The sequence below is a fragment of the Bordetella genomosp. 5 genome, from assembly GCF_002261475.1.
Lineage (GTDB): Bacteria > Pseudomonadota > Gammaproteobacteria > Burkholderiales > Burkholderiaceae_B > Bordetella.
In genome coordinates, this window is record NZ_NEVN01000007.1 from 70,115 (window position 1) to 86,165 (window position 16,051).

General features: G+C 68.2%; 13 protein-coding genes. 1 reads left to right on the forward strand and 12 read right to left on the reverse strand.

Annotated elements, in window-relative coordinates:
- Positions 1 to 232: 232 nt before the first annotated feature.
- The 6 genes from CEK29_RS13285 to CEK29_RS13310 all read right to left on the reverse strand — a co-directional run bounded on the left by CEK29_RS13285 (position 233) and on the right by CEK29_RS13310 (position 9,275).
- Positions 233 to 961: a pyridoxine 5'-phosphate synthase gene (locus tag CEK29_RS13285; RefSeq protein WP_094800704.1), complete on the reverse strand. Its 729-nt coding sequence runs from the start codon at positions 959 to 961 to the stop codon at positions 233 to 235.
- Positions 962 to 976: 15 nt separating this feature from the next.
- On the reverse strand, positions 977 to 2,512 hold the full coding sequence (locus tag CEK29_RS13290) for an efflux transporter outer membrane subunit (RefSeq protein ID WP_094800705.1): 1,536 nt from the start codon (positions 2,510 to 2,512) through the stop codon (positions 977 to 979).
- Entirely contained in the window at positions 2,509 to 5,757 is a 3,249-nt protein-coding gene (locus CEK29_RS13295; RefSeq protein ID WP_094858405.1) for an efflux RND transporter permease subunit, read from the reverse strand. Before CEK29_RS13295 ends, CEK29_RS13290 begins: the two co-directional genes overlap by 4 nt.
- 68 nt (positions 5,758 to 5,825) lie before the next feature.
- A complete protein-coding gene (locus tag CEK29_RS13300) occupies positions 5,826 to 7,094 on the reverse strand; it encodes an efflux RND transporter periplasmic adaptor subunit (protein WP_094858406.1) in 1,269 nt (422 codons plus the stop codon).
- Between the two features lie 296 nt (positions 7,095 to 7,390).
- The gene (locus CEK29_RS13305) at positions 7,391 to 8,593 is read right to left on the reverse strand and encodes a DUF3734 domain-containing protein (protein ID WP_094800708.1); all 1,203 of its coding nucleotides are present in this window, start codon (positions 8,591 to 8,593) and stop codon (positions 7,391 to 7,393) included.
- 91 nt (positions 8,594 to 8,684) lie between these two features.
- The gene (locus CEK29_RS13310; protein ID WP_094800709.1) at positions 8,685 to 9,275 is read right to left on the reverse strand and encodes a DUF4136 domain-containing protein; all 591 of its coding nucleotides are present in this window, start codon (positions 9,273 to 9,275) and stop codon (positions 8,685 to 8,687) included.
- 183 nt (positions 9,276 to 9,458) lie between these two features.
- On the opposite strand from CEK29_RS13310, the gene CEK29_RS13315 reads away from it, so the two are divergent.
- Positions 9,459 to 10,292: a TOBE domain-containing protein gene (locus tag CEK29_RS13315; protein ID WP_094858407.1), complete on the forward strand. Its 834-nt coding sequence runs from the start codon at positions 9,459 to 9,461 to the stop codon at positions 10,290 to 10,292.
- 150 nt (positions 10,293 to 10,442) lie between these two features.
- Here CEK29_RS13315 and CEK29_RS13320 read toward each other — a convergent pair whose 3' ends face one another.
- The 6 genes from CEK29_RS13320 to CEK29_RS13345 form a co-directional block, all read right to left on the reverse strand.
- Positions 10,443 to 11,129, reverse strand: coding sequence for an ATP-binding cassette domain-containing protein (locus tag CEK29_RS13320; RefSeq protein ID WP_094858408.1), 687 nt, complete (start codon positions 11,127 to 11,129; stop codon positions 10,443 to 10,445).
- A complete protein-coding gene (modB, locus tag CEK29_RS13325; protein ID WP_094858409.1) occupies positions 11,126 to 11,812 on the reverse strand; it encodes a molybdate ABC transporter permease subunit in 687 nt (228 codons plus the stop codon). Before modB ends, CEK29_RS13320 begins: the two co-directional genes overlap by 4 nt.
- 103 nt (positions 11,813 to 11,915) lie before the next feature.
- Entirely contained in the window at positions 11,916 to 12,671 is a 756-nt protein-coding gene (gene modA, locus CEK29_RS13330; RefSeq protein WP_094800713.1) for a molybdate ABC transporter substrate-binding protein, read from the reverse strand.
- Between the two features lie 199 nt (positions 12,672 to 12,870).
- Positions 12,871 to 13,665, reverse strand: coding sequence for an ABC transporter ATP-binding protein (locus CEK29_RS13335; protein ID WP_094800714.1), 795 nt, complete (start codon positions 13,663 to 13,665; stop codon positions 12,871 to 12,873).
- 1 nt (position 13,666) lies between these two features.
- On the reverse strand, positions 13,667 to 14,557 hold the full coding sequence (locus tag CEK29_RS13340) for an ABC transporter permease (RefSeq protein ID WP_094800715.1): 891 nt from the start codon (positions 14,555 to 14,557) through the stop codon (positions 13,667 to 13,669).
- Between the two features lie 373 nt (positions 14,558 to 14,930).
- On the reverse strand, positions 14,931 to 15,905 hold the full coding sequence (locus CEK29_RS13345; protein ID WP_094800716.1) for an ABC transporter substrate-binding protein: 975 nt from the start codon (positions 15,903 to 15,905) through the stop codon (positions 14,931 to 14,933).
- Between the last annotated feature and the right edge of the window lie 146 nt (positions 15,906 to 16,051).

A 16,051-nucleotide genomic window follows, 5' to 3' on the forward strand; every position in this document is an offset into this window, starting at 1 on the left:
CGCGGAGACCGGCGCGGCATCGGCGGCGGACGGGAGGGTCGGCTCGGAAACGGAATCGGTCATGGCAAGGTCGGGCAGTACGCGGCGGGCGATCGTGACGGGCGCATCACGGCGCGCATGCGCCGCGGCCCGAGGCACGGTGGAGGTCCATCGGATCACCCATCATACGCGAGCGGGTAAGGCGCCGGCGTGACCGGTGGCGAGCCCGCGTAACCGCGCAACACGGCGCGGCTCAGCGTCCGCGCGCGGCCTCGACCATCAGCGCCTTCATGTCGCGCACGGCCTTGTCCCAGCCGTCGAACACGGCCTGCGCCACGATGGCGTGGCCGATATTGAGCTCGGACAGTCCGGGCAGCGCGGCCACGGGCTTGACGTTGCCGTAATGCAGGCCGTGGCCCGCATTGACGCGCAGCCCGAGGCGCACGCCCACCGCCACGGCGGCACGAATGCGTTCGAGCTCGGCCTCGGCCTGTGCGCCCTCGGCCTCGGCGTAGGCGCCGGTGTGCAGCTCGATCACGGGCGCGCCCACGCGGGCGGCCGCCTCGATCTGGCTCGCTTCGGGATCGATGAAGAGCGACACGCGAATGCCCGCGGCCTGCAGCTGCGCCACGGCCGCGGCGACCGCGGCCTCGGCGCCGATGACATCGAGCCCGCCTTCGGTGGTGAGCTCGGTGCGCTTTTCGGGCACCAGGCAGACGTCGTCGGGCTTGACCTCGCAGGCGATGGCCAGCATCTCGGGCGTGATCGCGCACTCGAGATTCATGCGGGTGCGCAGGAGCGGCCGGATGGCGTGCACGTCGGCATCCTGGATGTGGCGGCGGTCTTCGCGCAGGTGCAGCGTGATGAGGTCGGCGCCGGCCTCTTCCGCGCGTACGGCGGCGGCGACCGGGTCGGGGTACTGGGTGTGGCGCTGCTGCCGCAGGGTGGCCACGTGATCGATGTTGACGCCGAGTTCTATCATGGTGTTGCGCCGCGGCTAGGGCCGCGAGTTCTGCTGAGTAGGTTGGGAAGCTTGCTGGTCAGCAGGGATTGTATGTTCCTGCCAGCCTCCGCCCAAGGCCTTGTACAGCTCGACCCGGTTGGTGAGGGACGCCAGGCCCGCCTGCACCAGGGCGATCTGCGCATTGAAATAGTCGACCTGGGCCGTCTGCACCTGCAGGAAGCTGTCGATCCCGCCCGAGTAGCGCAGGTTCGACAGTTCGAGCGTGCGCGCCGACGAGGTCTGCAGACCGCGCAGGGCATCGAGCTGGGCGCTGTAGGTGGCTTCGCCGGCCAGCGCGTCCGACACTTCGCGGAACGCCTGCTGGATGGTCTGCTCGTACTGCGCCACGCTGATGTTCTGGCGCGCGCGGGCGAGGTTCAGGCCCTCGACGATGCTGCCGCCCGAAAACAAGGGCATGGTCAGCTGCGGCGAGAAGCTCCAGTAGCCCTGCCCGCCCCGGAACAGCCGGTCGAGGTCGGGGCTGGCCACGCCCAGCAGGCCCGTCAGCGAGATCGTCGGGAAGAAAGCCGCGCGGGCCGCGCCGATGTTGGCGTTGGCCGAGCGCAGCTGATTCTCGGCCGCCAGAATGTCGGGACGGCGCTCGAGAATATCGGACGGCAGGCCCGCCGGCACGGTGGCCAGGATCTGGTCGCGGCCGAACTCGGCCGGCGCCGGCAGATCGTCGGGCAATGCCGGCACGCCGACCACCACGAGCAGCGCATTGATCGCCTGCGCACGCGTGCGCGCCAGGCTGGCGAGATCCGCCGAGGCCTGATCGAGCAGCGCCTTGGACTGGTTGAAGTCGAGCTCGGAGGCCACGCCGCCTTCGAAGCGGGTCTTGGCGAGCCGGAACGACTCTTCGCGCGAGGCCAGCGTCTTCTGGGTCAGCTCGAGCTGGACATCGGCCGCACGCAGGTTGAAATACGACTGCGCCACCGAGCCGACCAGCGTGATGTGCACGGAGCGCTGCGCCTGCTCGGTCGAGAGGTACTGCTGGTAGGCCGCTTCGGACAGATTGCGCAAGCGGCCGAACAGATCGATCTCGAACGTGGTGAGGCCGATGCCGGCCTGCCAGGAGCTCGAGATCGAGGTGGAATCGGGACCGCCCACGCGCATGTCGCGCGGCAGACGCTGACGCTGGCCCTGCACGCCCACGCCGATGGCGGGCCACTGCGAGCCGCGTTGCACGCCATACTGAGCCCGCGCCTCTTCGACGCGTTGCACGGCGACACGCAGATCGCGGTTGTTGACCAGCGCGAGCTCGATGAGCTTCTGCAGGCGCGGATCATGGAAGAACTCGCGCCAGCCGATTTCGGCCGCCGGCACCGCGCCCGCCGGCGCGACGTTCGCGGCGGGCTGGGTGCCCAGGTCGGTGGCACGGTCGTAGGCGCCATAGCGCACGCTGGGTTGTTCGGGCCAGTTGGACTGCACCGGCGACTCGGGACGCTCGTACTTGGGCGCCAGCGAGCAGCCGGCCAGGGCCGCCACGGTCAGCGCCAGGGCGCTACGCTTGAACATCAGGGCCGTCATTCTTTTTTCTCCTGGCCGCCTTGCGTCGAATCCGGCGCGGGCAGTGCGGGCAGTGCGGGCTTGGGCGCGTCGGCGGTTTCGCCGGTCTGCGCACGCTGGGCCGCCTGTTCTTCTTCGTAGGCCTTGGCTTCGGCGCCGAGCAGGCGCGGCTTGGTCTTGAAGAGGCTCATGACCACGACGAAGAACGTCGGCACGAAAATCACCGCGAACGGCGTGGCGGCCAGCATGCCGCCCAGCACGCCGATACCGACGGCGCGCTGGCTGGCGGCGCTGGCGCCGGTGGCGATGGCCAGCGGAACCACGCCCAGGATGAAGGCGAGCGAGGTCATCAGGATGGGCCGGAAGCGCAGCCGCGCCGCCTCCACCGCCGATTCGTAGAGCCCCGCGCCGCGCGCGTACTGGTCTTTGGCGAACTCGATGATCAGGATGGCGTTCTTGGCCGACAGGCCGATCACGGTCACCATGCCCACCTGGAAGTACACGTCGTTGGACATGCCCATCGCCGACACCAGCCCGACCGCGCCCAGCATGCCCAGTGGCACGACGAGCAGCGCCGACAGCGGGATCGCCCAGCTTTCGTACAGCGCGGCCAGCACCATGAACACCACCAGCAGCGCCAGACCCATCAGGATGGGGGCCTGGCTGCCGGCCAGACGTTCCTGGTACGACAGACCGTTCCATTCGTAGCCGAAGCCCGCCGGCAGCTTGGACATGAAGCCTTCCATGGCGGACATGGCTTCGCCCGAGCTGTAGCCCGGCGCGGCGTCGCCGCTGATCCGGACCGACTCATAGCTGTTGTAGCGCACCACCTGGGTCGGGCCCTGGGTCCACTTGGCCGTCACGAAGGCCGACAGGGGCACCATGCCGCCGTCGGCATTGCGCGCGTTCAGCGCCAGCACGTCTTCCATCTGCATGCGGTACTTGGCGTCGGCCTGTACCCAGATGTTCTGCATGCGACCCATGTTCGGGAACTTGTTCAGGTAGGCCGAGCCGATCGCGGTCGAGATCAGCGTGGCCGCCTCGCCGAAGTCCACACCCAGCGCGGCCGCCTTGTCGCGGTCGATGTTGAGCGAGAGCTGCGCGCCCGGCCCGAGACCGGTGATCCGCACCTGCGACAGGACCGGGCTGTCCATGGCCATGCCCATCAGCTGGCCGGTGGCCGCGGCCAACGCATCGGTCCCGGCGCCCGCGCGATCCTGCAGCCGGAAGTCGAAGCCGGTGGCGTTACCCAGCGCGGAGATCGCCGGCGGCACCACGGTGAACACCATGGCGTCCTTGATGCCCATGAACAGACTCTGGAAGGCCCCGCCCGCCACCGCCATCGCGGAGTTCTCGGCGCCCTTGCGCTCGGAGAAGTCCTTGAGCGTGGTGAACACGAGCGCCGCGTTCAGACCGTTGCCGTTGAAGCTGAAGCCCTGCACGGCCACCACGTTTTCGGTACCCGGCTGCTTGCGGAAGTATTCCTCGACCTGCTCGATGACCTCGATCGTGCGATTGGCCGACGAGCCCGACGGCAGCTCGACGTTGCTGATCACGTAGCCCTGATCTTCCTCGGGCAGGAACGACGACGGCATGCGCAGATAGAGCCAGCCCAGCAGGATCACCAGCAGCATGAAGACGAACATCATGCGCCCACCCTTGTGCAGGATGCGCGAGACCCAGTTCTGGTAGCCGTGCGTGGTCGCGTCGAACTTGCGGTTGAACCAGCCGAAGAAACCCTTCTTCTCTTCGTGATGGCCCTTGGGCACGGGCTTCAGGATGGTGGCGCACAGCGCCGGCGTGAAGCTCAGCGCCAGGAAGGCCGAGAAGAAGATGGACACAGCCATGGCCACGGCGAACTGGCGATAGATCACGCCCACCGAGCCGCTCATGAAGGCCAGCGGCAGGAACACCGTGACCAGCACCAGCGTGATACCGACGATGGCGCCGCTGATCTGCGGCATGGCCTTGCGTGTGGCCTCCTTGGGTGGCAGCCCCTCGGTCACCATGATCCGCTCGACGTTCTCCACCACCACGATGGCGTCGTCCACCAGGATCCCGATGGCGAGCACCATGGCGAACATGGTGAGCACGTTGATCGAGAAGCCCAGCGCCAGCATCACCGCGAAGGCGCCCATCATGGCGACCGGCACGACCAGCGCCGGAATCAGGGTGTAGCGGACGTTCTGCAGGAACAGATACATCACCAGGAACACCAGCACCATGGCCTCGAGCAGGGTGTGCACCACCTTCTCGATCGAGACCTTCACGTACGGCGCGGTGTCGTAGGGAATCTCGTACTTGATGTTGTCCGGGAAGAACTGCGCCAGATTGGCCATTTCATTGCGGATGCCGTCGGCGGTCGCCAGCGCGTTGGCGTTGGGCGACAGCACCACGGCGAACGCGGCGGTCGGCTGGCCGTTCAGGCGGGCGCCGAACTGGTAGTTGTCGGCCCCCACCTCGATGCGGGCGACGTCGCGCAACAGCACCTTCGAGCCGTCGGTATTGGCGCGCAGCACGATGCTGCCGAAGCCCTCGACCGTGCTGAACTGGCCGTTGGCGGTCACGGTGGCCGTGACGCGCTGGCTTTCGGGGTTGGGCGGCGCGCCGATCTGGCCGCCGGACACGAGAATGTTCTGCTGACTGATGGCCTGGTTGACCTGGGCCATGCTCAGATTCAGACCGACCAGCTTGGCCGGGTCGATCCAGATACGCATGGCGCGCGGCGCGGCAAACAACTGGAACTGCCCCACGCCGGGCACGCGCGAGATCGGGTTCTTGATGTTGCGCGTGATGTAGTCGGCGAGCGCGGCCTGATCCAGCGTGCCGTCGGTGGACGACACCGTGACGAACAGCAGGAAGCCCGCGCTGGTCTGGTCATATTGCAGACCCTGCTGCGTGACCGCCTGCGGCAACTGCGCCGACACGTTGGACACGCGGTTCTGCACGTCCACCTGCGCGAGGTCGGGGTCGGTGCCCGGACGGAACGTGGCGGTGATCTGCGACTGGCCGTTCGAATCGCTCACGGATTCGTAATACAGCAGGCCCTTGGCACCGTTGAGTTCGTCTTCGATGATACTGGTCACCGTCTCGGCGACTTCCTTGGCGGAAGCACCCGGATAGGTGGCGGTGATCTGAATCGCGGGCGGGGCGACGTCCGGATACTGCGCGACCGGCATATTGGGCAAGGCCAATATCCCCGCGAGCAGGATGAACAGGGCGACGACCCAGGCGAAGATCGGTCTTTCGATAAAAAATTGCGGCATGTGGGCTGACTCTGAAAGCGATGCTCACGAGAAGAGGTACGCGGCGCCCGGCAGGCGCCGCGCGCCGCTTAAGACTTCTGGCCGGCCTGCTCGGCGGGCTGTTTGGCGGGCTCCTGGGCGGCGGGCTTGCCATCGGCGGGCTTGCCGTCGGCGGGCTGACCCGCGGCAGGCTGACCCGCGGCAGGCTTGCCCTCGCCCGGCTTGCCCGGCGTCCAGGGCGTGGGCCGCACCGGCGCGCCCGGACGGATCTTCTGGAAGCCCGCCACCACCACGACGTCACCGGCGCTCAGGCCGCTGGTGATCGTCCACTGGTTATCGATGACGGACCCCGTGGTCACGGGCACCTGCTGCACCTTGCCATCTTTCACGAGCATCAGGCTCTGCAGCCCGTCGGACGTGCGTTGCAACGCCTGTTGCGGCACCAGCAGCGCCTTTTCGTTCACGCCCTCGTCCAGGCGCACACGCAGGTACATGCCCGGGAGCAACACGTGATCGGGGTTGGGCACTTCCGCGCGCAGGTTGACCTGGCCGGTCGAGGGATCGACCGTGATGCCGGTAAAGAGCAGCTTGCCGGGATGCGGATAGACGCTGCCGTCTTCCTGCACCACCGACACGCGCGCGGCGTCCGGACCCAGCTGCTGCAACTGGCCCTTGGCGAAGGCCTGGCGCAGGCGCGCCAGTTCGGTCGTCGATTGCGTGAAGTCGACATAGACCGGGTCGAGCTGCTGCACCAGGGCCATCTGCGTGGCCGAGGTGGACTCGACCAGCGCGCCTTCGGTCACCAGCGCCTTGCCGATGCGCCCGCTGATGGGCGAGGTCACGTCGGTGTAGCCGAGGTTGATCTTGGCGGCGGTTTGAGCCGCGCGTGCCGCGGCCACGGCGGCTTCGGCCTGGCGATAGGCCGCGACGGCGTTGTCGTTTTCCTGCTTGCTGACGGCGTTGGCCTTGACCAGCGGCGCGTAGCGTTCGGCGAGCACCTTGGCCGAATACAGGTCGGCCTGGGTCTGCTTGAGCTGCGCGGTCGCCTGGTCGTAGCTGGCCTGGTATTGGGCCGGGTCGATCTTGAACAGGACCTGGCCTTCCTTGACGTCGCTGCCCTGCTGGAACTGGATCTTCTGGACGATGCCGGTCACGCGGGCGCGGATCTGGGCGTCGCGCACGGCGTCGACGCGGCCGGGCAGGTCGGAGATCGTGGAGGCCCGCTGCGGTTGAATGGTGATGACGCTGACTTCCGGCGGGGGAGGTGCGGGCTGTTCCTTCTCGCCACATCCCGCGAGGGCCAAGGACACGGTTGCAACAATACCCAGGGCCGAAACACGCTTACGCGAAAAACGCATGGATCCCTCACGGAGTGAAAAATCGCGCCATCCCCCGCTCGCCCCCCAGGGGCGATTGTTATGCGATTGTCAGGGGGGGCGTGGAACCCGTTACTGTAGCTCATTTTTTTTAGATTTTTTTAAGAAAGCTAGACGCCACGGGCCTCTCCGGCGTATGGTCCTTGCCCGCCCGCCGGCCGCCAAACCCGGCCTGAAACGGTCGCGCAGGCGCATTTACGGCATGCCGTGGCGACAATCCGCCGCCCGGCGCTCGATTGTTGCGCCCGCAACGCCCCCACGCCTCATCCCTGCCATCCTCAGCCGGGTTCGCGCGCCCTGCCGCGGGCCCGGTGCACGTCGTGCGTGACCACGCTTTGGTCCGGATCGGGACGGTCCAGCACATGGGGCTGGGACAGCGTGGCGCGGATGTCGGTCAGGCCCGATCGCCAGTGCTCCTCGACCGCCGCCGTGCTGAACTCATAGTCCTTGGACTGACGCTCGTATTGCTTGGCCTCGTAAATCAGGTTCACGATATTGACCGCCGGCGTGCAGGCCTGCTCGAGCAGCTCGGCCATCTCGGGGCAGTCGCGCGCATCGGGCGGCAGGCGCTCCAGCACGCGCTGCAGGCTGCGGCGCAGCTTGAGCACCCGGGCGAACGAGTCCGTCACCACCCGGGTCCGGCTCGAATACTGGATGTCTTTCTGGCGCTCGGCCACTTCAGCCAGCGTGGTGGGCAGCGGGCCGCGCGCCGGCCAGAGATCCACCTGGAACGCCAGAGTGTCGCGCATCGGATGCACGCTGAGGATCTGCGACAGCGGCGTGTTCGACACCAGCCCGCCGTCCCAATAGAACTCGCCGTCCACCTCGACGGCCGGAAATCCGGGCGGCAGCGCCCCGGAGGCCATGATGTGCTCCACGCCGAGCCGGGTGGTGGTGCTGTCGAAGTATGCGAAGTTGCCGGTGCGCACATTGACGGCGCCGAAGCTGGCCCGAATGTCGCCCTGATTCAGCAGGTCGAAATCCACGTGCTGGCGCAGCGTCGCGGCCAGCGGGGTGGTGTCATAGAAACTCGTGGACGCCGCGCCCGCCCCCTGCAGCAGATACGGCGGCGGAAAGCGGGGCGTGAAGAAACCCGGCTGCCCCTGCACCAGCGCGTGCGCCGCGGCAAGATGCCCGTTGAACGTGGGCAACGCGGACGCGAACGGGGCGTCCGCCAGCAGTGAGGTCCATGCCTCGCCCCAGGGCAGCGCGGCCAGGCCCGCCGGCCGGCTCACCGCCGTCCAGAAGCTGCGCAGCCGCGCCACGCGCTCGTCGGGAGGCGAACCGGCGATGATGGCCGCGTTGATCGAACCGATCGAAATGCCCGCGATCCAGTCCGGCGCGATGCCGGCCTCGTGCAGGCCTTCGTATACGCCTGCCTGGTAGGCGCCCAGCGCGCCTCCGCCCTGCAGGACGAGCGCCACGGTGTCGTAGGCCGAGGCGCCGGCCGCGCTCGGGGCGCGGCGGGATTTGCGCGTCATGCGTATTTGCTCCCTGCTGCATGCGAGGCCGTGGGCCACGCGCAAAGACGCGGGCCGAGGCCCGCGAGGTGAAGCGGCGCCTGGCCGCCGCTCAAGGTTTCTTGGGGGCCGTTTGCACCGCGCCGCTGCCGGCTCGGAACGGATAGTTGCTGAATATCTGCGCCACGGTCTTGTCCACCGTCTCGGGCGCCGCCGCCTGCTGCGGATCGCGCACCTCGCCCGTGGCCACGCCCTCCCACACCAACTGCTTGCGGCGCGCGTCGATCAGGTCGATGTTGAGTGTGCCTTCGGTGTACTGAATGACGTCGTCGCCCCAGCCGTACCCCGGCCAGGCACCGTAGAAACCGGCGCGGTAGCCGTAATAGCCCATATAGGGCGCGGGGGGCGGCGCGGCCGGCACCACCTCGGTCTGCTTCTGCAGCTTGCTCGCGAAGTTGACCAGGAGATCGGGCGACTCGGCGCGGTAGGTATAACCGCGCATCTCCATCTGCGCCGTGGTGGCGGCCTTGAGCCGCTGAGTGAGCAGGCCCGCGTAGCCCGCCCGGTCGGTGCCCAGCGGCTGCATGTAGCCAAAGGTGCGATACTGCGCGAAATCGGCCTGGTGATCGTAGTCGCTGCGGACCACGGGCCCGCTGGCGCAGCCGGCCAGCATCGCGCTCAACAGCAGCGCCACCGCGCCCATCGGCCGGCCCGCTCGCGTCCACACTCGGTCAGTTCCTTGCATGATCCCGCCCTCCGGTCATCGTGTCAGTGCCAGGATCAGGATGGCCTCGGTCCGCGACCGCGGCCTGCCCGAGCTGGCGAGTCCGGCCTGCCGAGCTGGCGGCCGATCCGTCCTTTTTAATGCAGAGTATTCTCCGCGACAATGCCCACGCCCCCTGCCCCCGCCGACGCGCCCCCTCCGCCCCTCGCCCTGACCGGTTCGATCTGGTTGCGCGCGGGGGACCAGAACTGGGGCGGCGCCCAGCGCATCGACCTGCTCGTGCAGATCGATCTCACGGGCTCGATCACGGCCGCGGCCAAGGCCGCCGGGCTCAGCTACAAGGGGGCCTGGGACGCCATCGACACCATGAACAACCTGGCCGGCGAGCCGCTCGTGCTGCGCGCGACCGGCGGCAAGGGCGGCGGCGGGGCCCGCCTGACCGACCGCGCGCGCCAGCTCATCACCACCTTCCGCGCGCTGGCCGATGCCCATCAGCGCTTCATGCAACACCTGTCCGAACAGGGCGTGTCGCCCGCGGGCGACATCGATCTGGTGAAACGGCTCATGTTCAAAACCAGCGCACGCAACCGCCTGTTGGGCACCGTGGCCCAGGTCCGCACGGGCAAGGTCAACGACGAAATCGAATTGCGCATCGCGGGCGGGCACCGCGTGGTGGCCACCATCACGCGCGCCAGCACCGAAGAGCTCGGGCTCGCCCCGGGCCGGCCCGTCATCGCGCTGATCAAGGCGCCAGCGGTGATGCTGGCGCTGCCGCAGCCCGGGCTGCGCCTGTCGGCCGAGAATCAGATCGAGGGGTCGATCGCCGCGGTGCGTCCCGGCGCGGTCAACGACGAGATCGTGATCGACGTGCCGGGCGGCGCGACGCTGGTCGCCGTGGTGACGAGCGAGAGCACGCGCGCCATGGCATTGGAAGAAGGCGTCACGGTGCTGGCCTGCTTCAGCGCCTCGGCCGTGATCCTGGGCGTGGTGGACTGAGAGGCAGGTGCGGCCGGCGAGGTGCGGCCGGCTAGGTGCGGCTGGCGAGGTGCGGCCGGCTAGGTGCGGCCGGCTAGGTGCGGCCGGCCAGGTGCGGCTGGCGAGGTGCGGCCGGCTAGGTGCGGCCGGCGAGGTGCGGACCCGACCGTCTCAGAGCGCGGCCGGCTCGCGCTCGGCCACCACCCGGCCGTCGCGCAGCTCGAACACCGCCAGCCCCAACGCCTGCACATCCGCCGGGTCGTGCGTGATGAGCATCATCGGCACATCCAGCGTCTCCTGCAGCTCGCGCAACTCCGTGCGCATGCGCTGCCGCAGCTCCGCGTCCAGCGCCGAGAAAGGCTCGTCGAGCAGCAGCAGGCCGGGGCGCGCCACCAGCGCACGGGCCAATGCCACGCGCTGCTTCTGTCCGCCCGAGATCTCGCTCGGATAGCTGTGCAGCACCGGCGCGAGTTCGAAGGCGTCGACCCAGCGCGACGCCTCCGGCGGCAGCTCGCGGCGGCGCGGATTGAGCCAGCCCGGCTTGAGCCCGAACACGATGTTCTGCGCCACCGTGAGATGCGGGAACAGCGCGTAATCCTGAAACAGATAAGCCACCCGGCGGGCCTGCGGCGCGACCCAGACGTTCGCGGCGCTGTCATAGAGCGTGCGCCCGCCCACCTCGATGCGGCCCGCGTCCGGCCGCATCAGCCCGGCCACGGCGCGCAGCGTCTGGCTCTTGCCGGCGCCCGACGGGCCGAACAGCACGATGCGCCGTGCGTCGGTACGCAGGTTCACGGCGAGTTCGAAACGCCGGTCGCCCGACACCAGCGTCTTGCGTACGTCGATCGCGATGCTCATGCGTCGCTCCGGGCGTTGCGGCGGCCAGGCCCGGGAAACAGCCGCCCGGCCAGCAGCAGCGCCGCCACGCAGACCGCCGACGTGATCAGCACCAGCAGATTGGCCGTGCGGTCATCGCCCGCCTGGACCGCCTCGTAGATGGCGATCGACAGCGTCTGGGTGCGGCCCGGCAGATTGCCCGCGATCATCAGCGTGGCGCCGAACTCGCCCAGCGCCCGGGCGAACGCCAGCAGCACGCCGGCCCCGATGCCGCGGGCCGCCAGGCGCAGCGTCACACGCAGGAAAATCCCCATCTCGCTCACGCCCAGCACGCGCGCGGCCGCCGGCAGCTGCGGGTCCACATCCTCGAACGCGGCGCGTGCCGACTTGAGCACCAGCGGAAACGCGACCACGGCCGCGGCGATCACCGCGCCCTGCCAGGTAAAGACCAGTTCGATGCCCCACCCGGCCAAGGTCTCGCCCAGCACGCCGCGGCGTCCGAGCAGCACCAGCAGGTAGTAGCCCAGCACGGTGGGCGGCAGCACGAGCGGCAGCGTGAGGATGGAATCGACCAGATCGCGCAGCGGCGAGCGCCAGCGCGCCAGGCCATAGGCCGCCGCCACGCCGGCGATCGCCGCGATCACGGTGGCCCACAGCGCCACCTTGAGCGACAGCAACAGCGGCACCCAGATCGGATCCGTCACGCCGGGCTCCCGGTCGGGCGGGCGCAGCGCAAAGCGAGGGCGTACAGCAAAGACATCGCAACCTTTGGCGGGCGTCGGGCGGGTGAATCAGCGTGCTTCGGCGTCAGGGCTTGGAGAAGCCGAACTTCGCCAGAATAGCCTGCCCCTTGTCGGATCGCACATAGTCGATGAACGACTGCGCCTCCTTGGCCGACGCCTCGCGCGTCGTGCGGGCGATCGGATACGTAATGGCCTGCGGCGTGGGCACCTCTGCCACCACGCGCACCTTGTCGGGCATCACGGCGGCGTCGGTCGCGAAGACGAAGCCCGCATCCACTTCACCGCGCGCCACGTAGTCGAGGCTCTGGCGCACGTTCTGCGCCGGCACACCCTTGGCGGCCACCGCATCCCAGAGATTCTGCTGCTTCAGCGCGCCTTCGGTATAGCGGCCCACCGGCACCGAGGCCGGATTGCCGTAGGCGACCCGCTTGACGGCCTCGCCGGCGAGGTCCTGCGTGCTGGTCACCGTGGCGGCCACGCCCACCGGCGTGATCAACACGAGCTTGTTGGCGGCGAAATCGACGCGCGTGGCGGGCAGCACGGCCTTCTGGGCCACGGCCCGATCCATGGCGGTCTGGTCGGCGGACGCGAACACGTCGGCCGGCGCCCCCTGTTCGATCTGGCGCAGCAGCACGTCGGAGGCGGCGAAATTGAACGTCAGCTTGGTGCCCGGATGCGCCGCCTCGTAGGCCTGGCCGACCTCGCGAAACGCGTTGGTGAGCGATGCCGCGGCGGACACCACCAGATCGGCCGCCATCGCGGGGCTCGCCCACACGCCGGCCAGCACGGCCGCGATCACTGCTTTGTCGCGCAAGGTCATTCGAATCTCCGGTTTGCCGCGCGCGTCAGGGAAACGGGCAGCGATGCAAGCGAAATATACCGAGCTATATAACGCGCGTCAAAATTGGTGACCCGGTGTTTGCGCAGTATCAAATACGCGCGGGCGCCAAGCGGCGCCGATGAAAAACGCCGCCCTGGCGGGGGCGGCGTGAGTGGGTGCCGACGCAGGGACCGGCGTCTCAGCTCAGCAGCAGCGCGTCGTCGGCGAGCTTTTCGCCGCGCACGCGCTCGAACATGGCGAGCAGGTCCGGCACGTCCATGCCGCGCCGCTCGTCGCCCGAGACATCGAGCACGACCTGGCCCTGGTGCAGCATCACCGTGCGCTCGCCCACGTCCAGCGCCTGCCGCATGCTGTGGGTGACCATCATCGTCGTGAGCTTGTTCTCGGACACGATGCGCGCCGTGAGCTGCAGCACGAAATCGGCCGTGCGCGGATCGAGCGCCGCCGTGTGCTCGTCGAGCAGCAGGATGCGCGACGGTTGCAGCGCCGCCATCAGCAGGCTGACGGCCTGGCGCTGACCGCCGGACAGCAGGCCGATCCGGTCGGTGAGGCGGTTCTCGAGGCCCAGGCCCAGCGTGGCCAGACGCTCGCGAAAGCCTTCGCGCATCGAGGCCTTGACCGCGCGGGACAAGCCGCGGCGCGCGCCGCGCAGCTGGGCCAGCGCCATGTTCTCTTCGATGGTGAGGTCTTCGCAGGTGCCGGCCATGGGATCCTGGAACACCCGCGCCACCCGGCCGGCCCGCGCCCACACGGGCTGGCGGGTCACGTCGGCGTCGTCCACCAGGATCTGGCCCGAATCCACGGGCAGGTCACCGGACACGGCGTTGAGGAACGTGGACTTGCCGGCTCCGTTGGAGCCGATCACGGTGACGAACTGGCCGCTGGGAATGTCGAGCGACAGACCGCGCAGCGCGCGCGTCTCGATCGGCGTGCCGGCATTGAACGTAATGAACAGATCGCGTGCGCACAACATATCAGCGCCCCTTCTTGCCGAACAGACGGCGCTTGAGCATGGGAATGACCAGCGCGATCGTCACCAGGACGGCGGTCACGAGATTCAGGTCCTGGGCCTTCAGGCCGATGAAGTCGCTGTTGAGCGCCAGGGCGATGAAGAATCGATACACGATGGCGCCGATGATGACGGCGAGCGTGGCCATCACCAGCTTGCGCGACGGCAGGATGCTTTCGCCGACGATCACCGCGGCCAGGCCGATCACGATGGTGCCGATGCCCATCGAGATGTCGGCGCCGCCCTGCGTCTGCGCGAACAGCGCGCCGGCAAGCGCCACTAGCGCGTTCGACAGGGCCATGCCGCCAAGGATCATCGCGCCGGTGTTGACGCCCTGCGCCCGGGCCATGCGACCGTTGGAGCCGGTGGCGCGCATCGCAAGGCCGCTCTGCGTGGCGAAGTACCAGTCGAGCACGATCTTGGCCACGATCACCACGAGCAGCAGCAGCAACGGCCGCGCTTCGTAATCGCTGAGCCACGACGGCTGCAGGATCGTGAAAATCGTGGGCTCCGTGATGAGCGGCACGTTGGGCTTGCCCATGATGCGCAGATTGATCGAATACAGCGCGATCATCATCAGGATGCTGGCGAGCAGGTCCATGATCTTCAGGCGCACATTGAGCCAGCCCGTCACCAGTCCGGCGAGCGCGCCGGCACAGGTGGCGATGATCGTGGACGTGAACGGGTCCATGCCCGAGGCGATCAGCGTGGCCGCAACCGCGCCGCCCAGCGGAAAGCTGCCGTCGACCGTGAGGTCGGGGAACCGCAACAGGCGAAACGAAATCAGCACGCCCAGCGCCACCAGACTGAAGATCAGGCCGATCTCCAAAGCGCCCAACAGTGAAAACAGAGACATCAAATCCATCCGGTCAGGGAGCAGGAACGGGCATGCTACCTAAAGCACACGCCGCAATTCTTGCGTTCGAGCATCGGTAATACCCGAGGTTTCGAAACGAATATTTCAAAATGGAAGGGAGAGGGGGAGCCCCCACGCTGCGCCTTCGGCTTGCTGCCCCCCGAGGGGGCGCTTTTGCCTTGGGGCGGCCCGGCGGCAAAAGGTGCCCCCACGCTGCGCCTTCGGCTTGCTGCCCCCCGAGGGGGCGCTTTTGCCTTGGGGCGGCCCGGCGGCAAAAGGTGCCCCCACGCTGCGCCTTCGGCTTGCTGCCCAGTAAACAAAATGCCCCGCGCCAGGTGTTGTTGCCTGGGGCGGGGCATCGGCGAAACCGTGATTATTTCACGATCTGCGCGGCCTGCTTGACCAGCGCGTCCGACAGCGTGACACCCTGCTTTTCGGCGGCGCCCGGGTTCACGAAGAGCTCGAGCTTGGAGCTGGTTTCGGAGGGGATCGCGCCGGGCTGCTCGCCCTTCAGGATGCGGCCGACCATCTTGCCGGTCTGCACGCCGAGGTCGCGGTAGTTGATGCCGAGCGCCGCGATCGCGCCGCGCTTGACGCTGTCGGTATCGGACGCGATGAGCGGCAGCTTGGCGTCGTTGCCGACCTTGACCAGCGCCTCGTAGGCCGACACCACGTTGTTGTCGGTGTTGGTGTAGATCACGTCGACCTTGCCGATCAGGCTGCGCGCGGCCGAGGCCACGTCGACGGTGCGCGGCGCGGCGGCCTCCACCAGCGTCATGCCTGCCTTGGGCAGCAGCTCCTGCAGTTGCTTGACCACCACGACCGAATTGGCTTCGCCGGGGTTATAGACCATGCCCACGCGCTTGGCTTCGGGCACGACCTTCTTGATCAGCTCGATCTGCTTGTCGAGCGCGAGCAGGTCGGAAACACCGGTGACGTTGGTGCCGGAGGCCTGCATGCCCGGCACGAGCTGCGCCGCCACGGGATCGGTCACGGCGGAGTACACCACCGGCACGGTCTTGGTGGAGGCCACGACGGCCTGGGCCGAGGGCGTGGCGATCGCCACGATGGCGTCGGGCTTGTCGCCCACGAACTTGCGTGCGATCTGCGCGGCGGTGCCGGTGTTGCCCTGCGCGCTCTGGTACTGCCACTTGAGGTTCTTGCCTTCGTCGAAGCCGGATTGCTTCAGGCCTTCCTTGACGCCATCACGCACGGCGTCGAGGGCCGGATGTTCGACGATGGCGGTCACGGCGACCGACTTCTGTTGCGCCAGGGCCGGCGCGGCCTGTACGGCCATCGCCAGCGCCATCGCGCCGACCGTCAGAAAATGTTTTTTTCCGATCAGCATAGGTAAGCTCCTTACACCCGTTGTTTATGGTTCGTCGCAACCAGGTCGGTCGCGAGAGCGCGTAGTCTAACGTGGGCAAACGCCGGAAGCGGCGCGGGATATCCCTCATCGCCCGGCTGCGCTATCGCCCGAAAGGTGTAGTCTAA

Bases quoted from the DNA above. Each gene is read 5' to 3' on its own strand.
- CEK29_RS13295 (WP_094858405.1), bottom strand. From the start codon at position 5,757: ATGCCGCAATTTTTTATCGAAAGACCGATCTTCGCCTGGGTCGTCGCC.
- CEK29_RS13300 (WP_094858406.1), bottom strand. From the start codon at position 7,094: ATGCGTTTTTCGCGTAAGCGTGTTTCGGCCCTGGGTATTGTTGCAACC.
- CEK29_RS13335 (WP_094800714.1), bottom strand. From the start codon at position 13,665: ATGTTGTGCGCACGCGATCTGTTCATTACGTTCAATGCCGGCACGCCG.
- CEK29_RS13320 (WP_094858408.1), bottom strand. From the start codon at position 11,129: ATGAGCATCGCGATCGACGTACGCAAGACGCTGGTGTCGGGCGACCGG.
- CEK29_RS13345 (WP_094800716.1), bottom strand. From the start codon at position 15,905: ATGCTGATCGGAAAAAAACATTTTCTGACGGTCGGCGCGATGGCGCTG.
- CEK29_RS13315 (WP_094858407.1), top strand. From the start codon at position 9,459: ATGCCCACGCCCCCTGCCCCCGCCGACGCGCCCCCTCCGCCCCTCGCC.
- CEK29_RS13310 (WP_094800709.1), bottom strand. From the start codon at position 9,275: ATGGGCGCGGTGGCGCTGCTGTTGAGCGCGATGCTGGCCGGCTGCGCC.
- CEK29_RS13340 (WP_094800715.1), bottom strand. From the start codon at position 14,557: ATGTCTCTGTTTTCACTGTTGGGCGCTTTGGAGATCGGCCTGATCTTC.
- CEK29_RS13305 (WP_094800708.1), bottom strand. From the start codon at position 8,593: ATGACGCGCAAATCCCGCCGCGCCCCGAGCGCGGCCGGCGCCTCGGCC.
- modA (WP_094800713.1), bottom strand. From the start codon at position 12,671: ATGACCTTGCGCGACAAAGCAGTGATCGCGGCCGTGCTGGCCGGCGTG.
- CEK29_RS13290 (WP_094800705.1), bottom strand. From the start codon at position 2,512: ATGACGGCCCTGATGTTCAAGCGTAGCGCCCTGGCGCTGACCGTGGCG.
- CEK29_RS13285 (WP_094800704.1), bottom strand. From the start codon at position 961: ATGATAGAACTCGGCGTCAACATCGATCACGTGGCCACCCTGCGGCAG.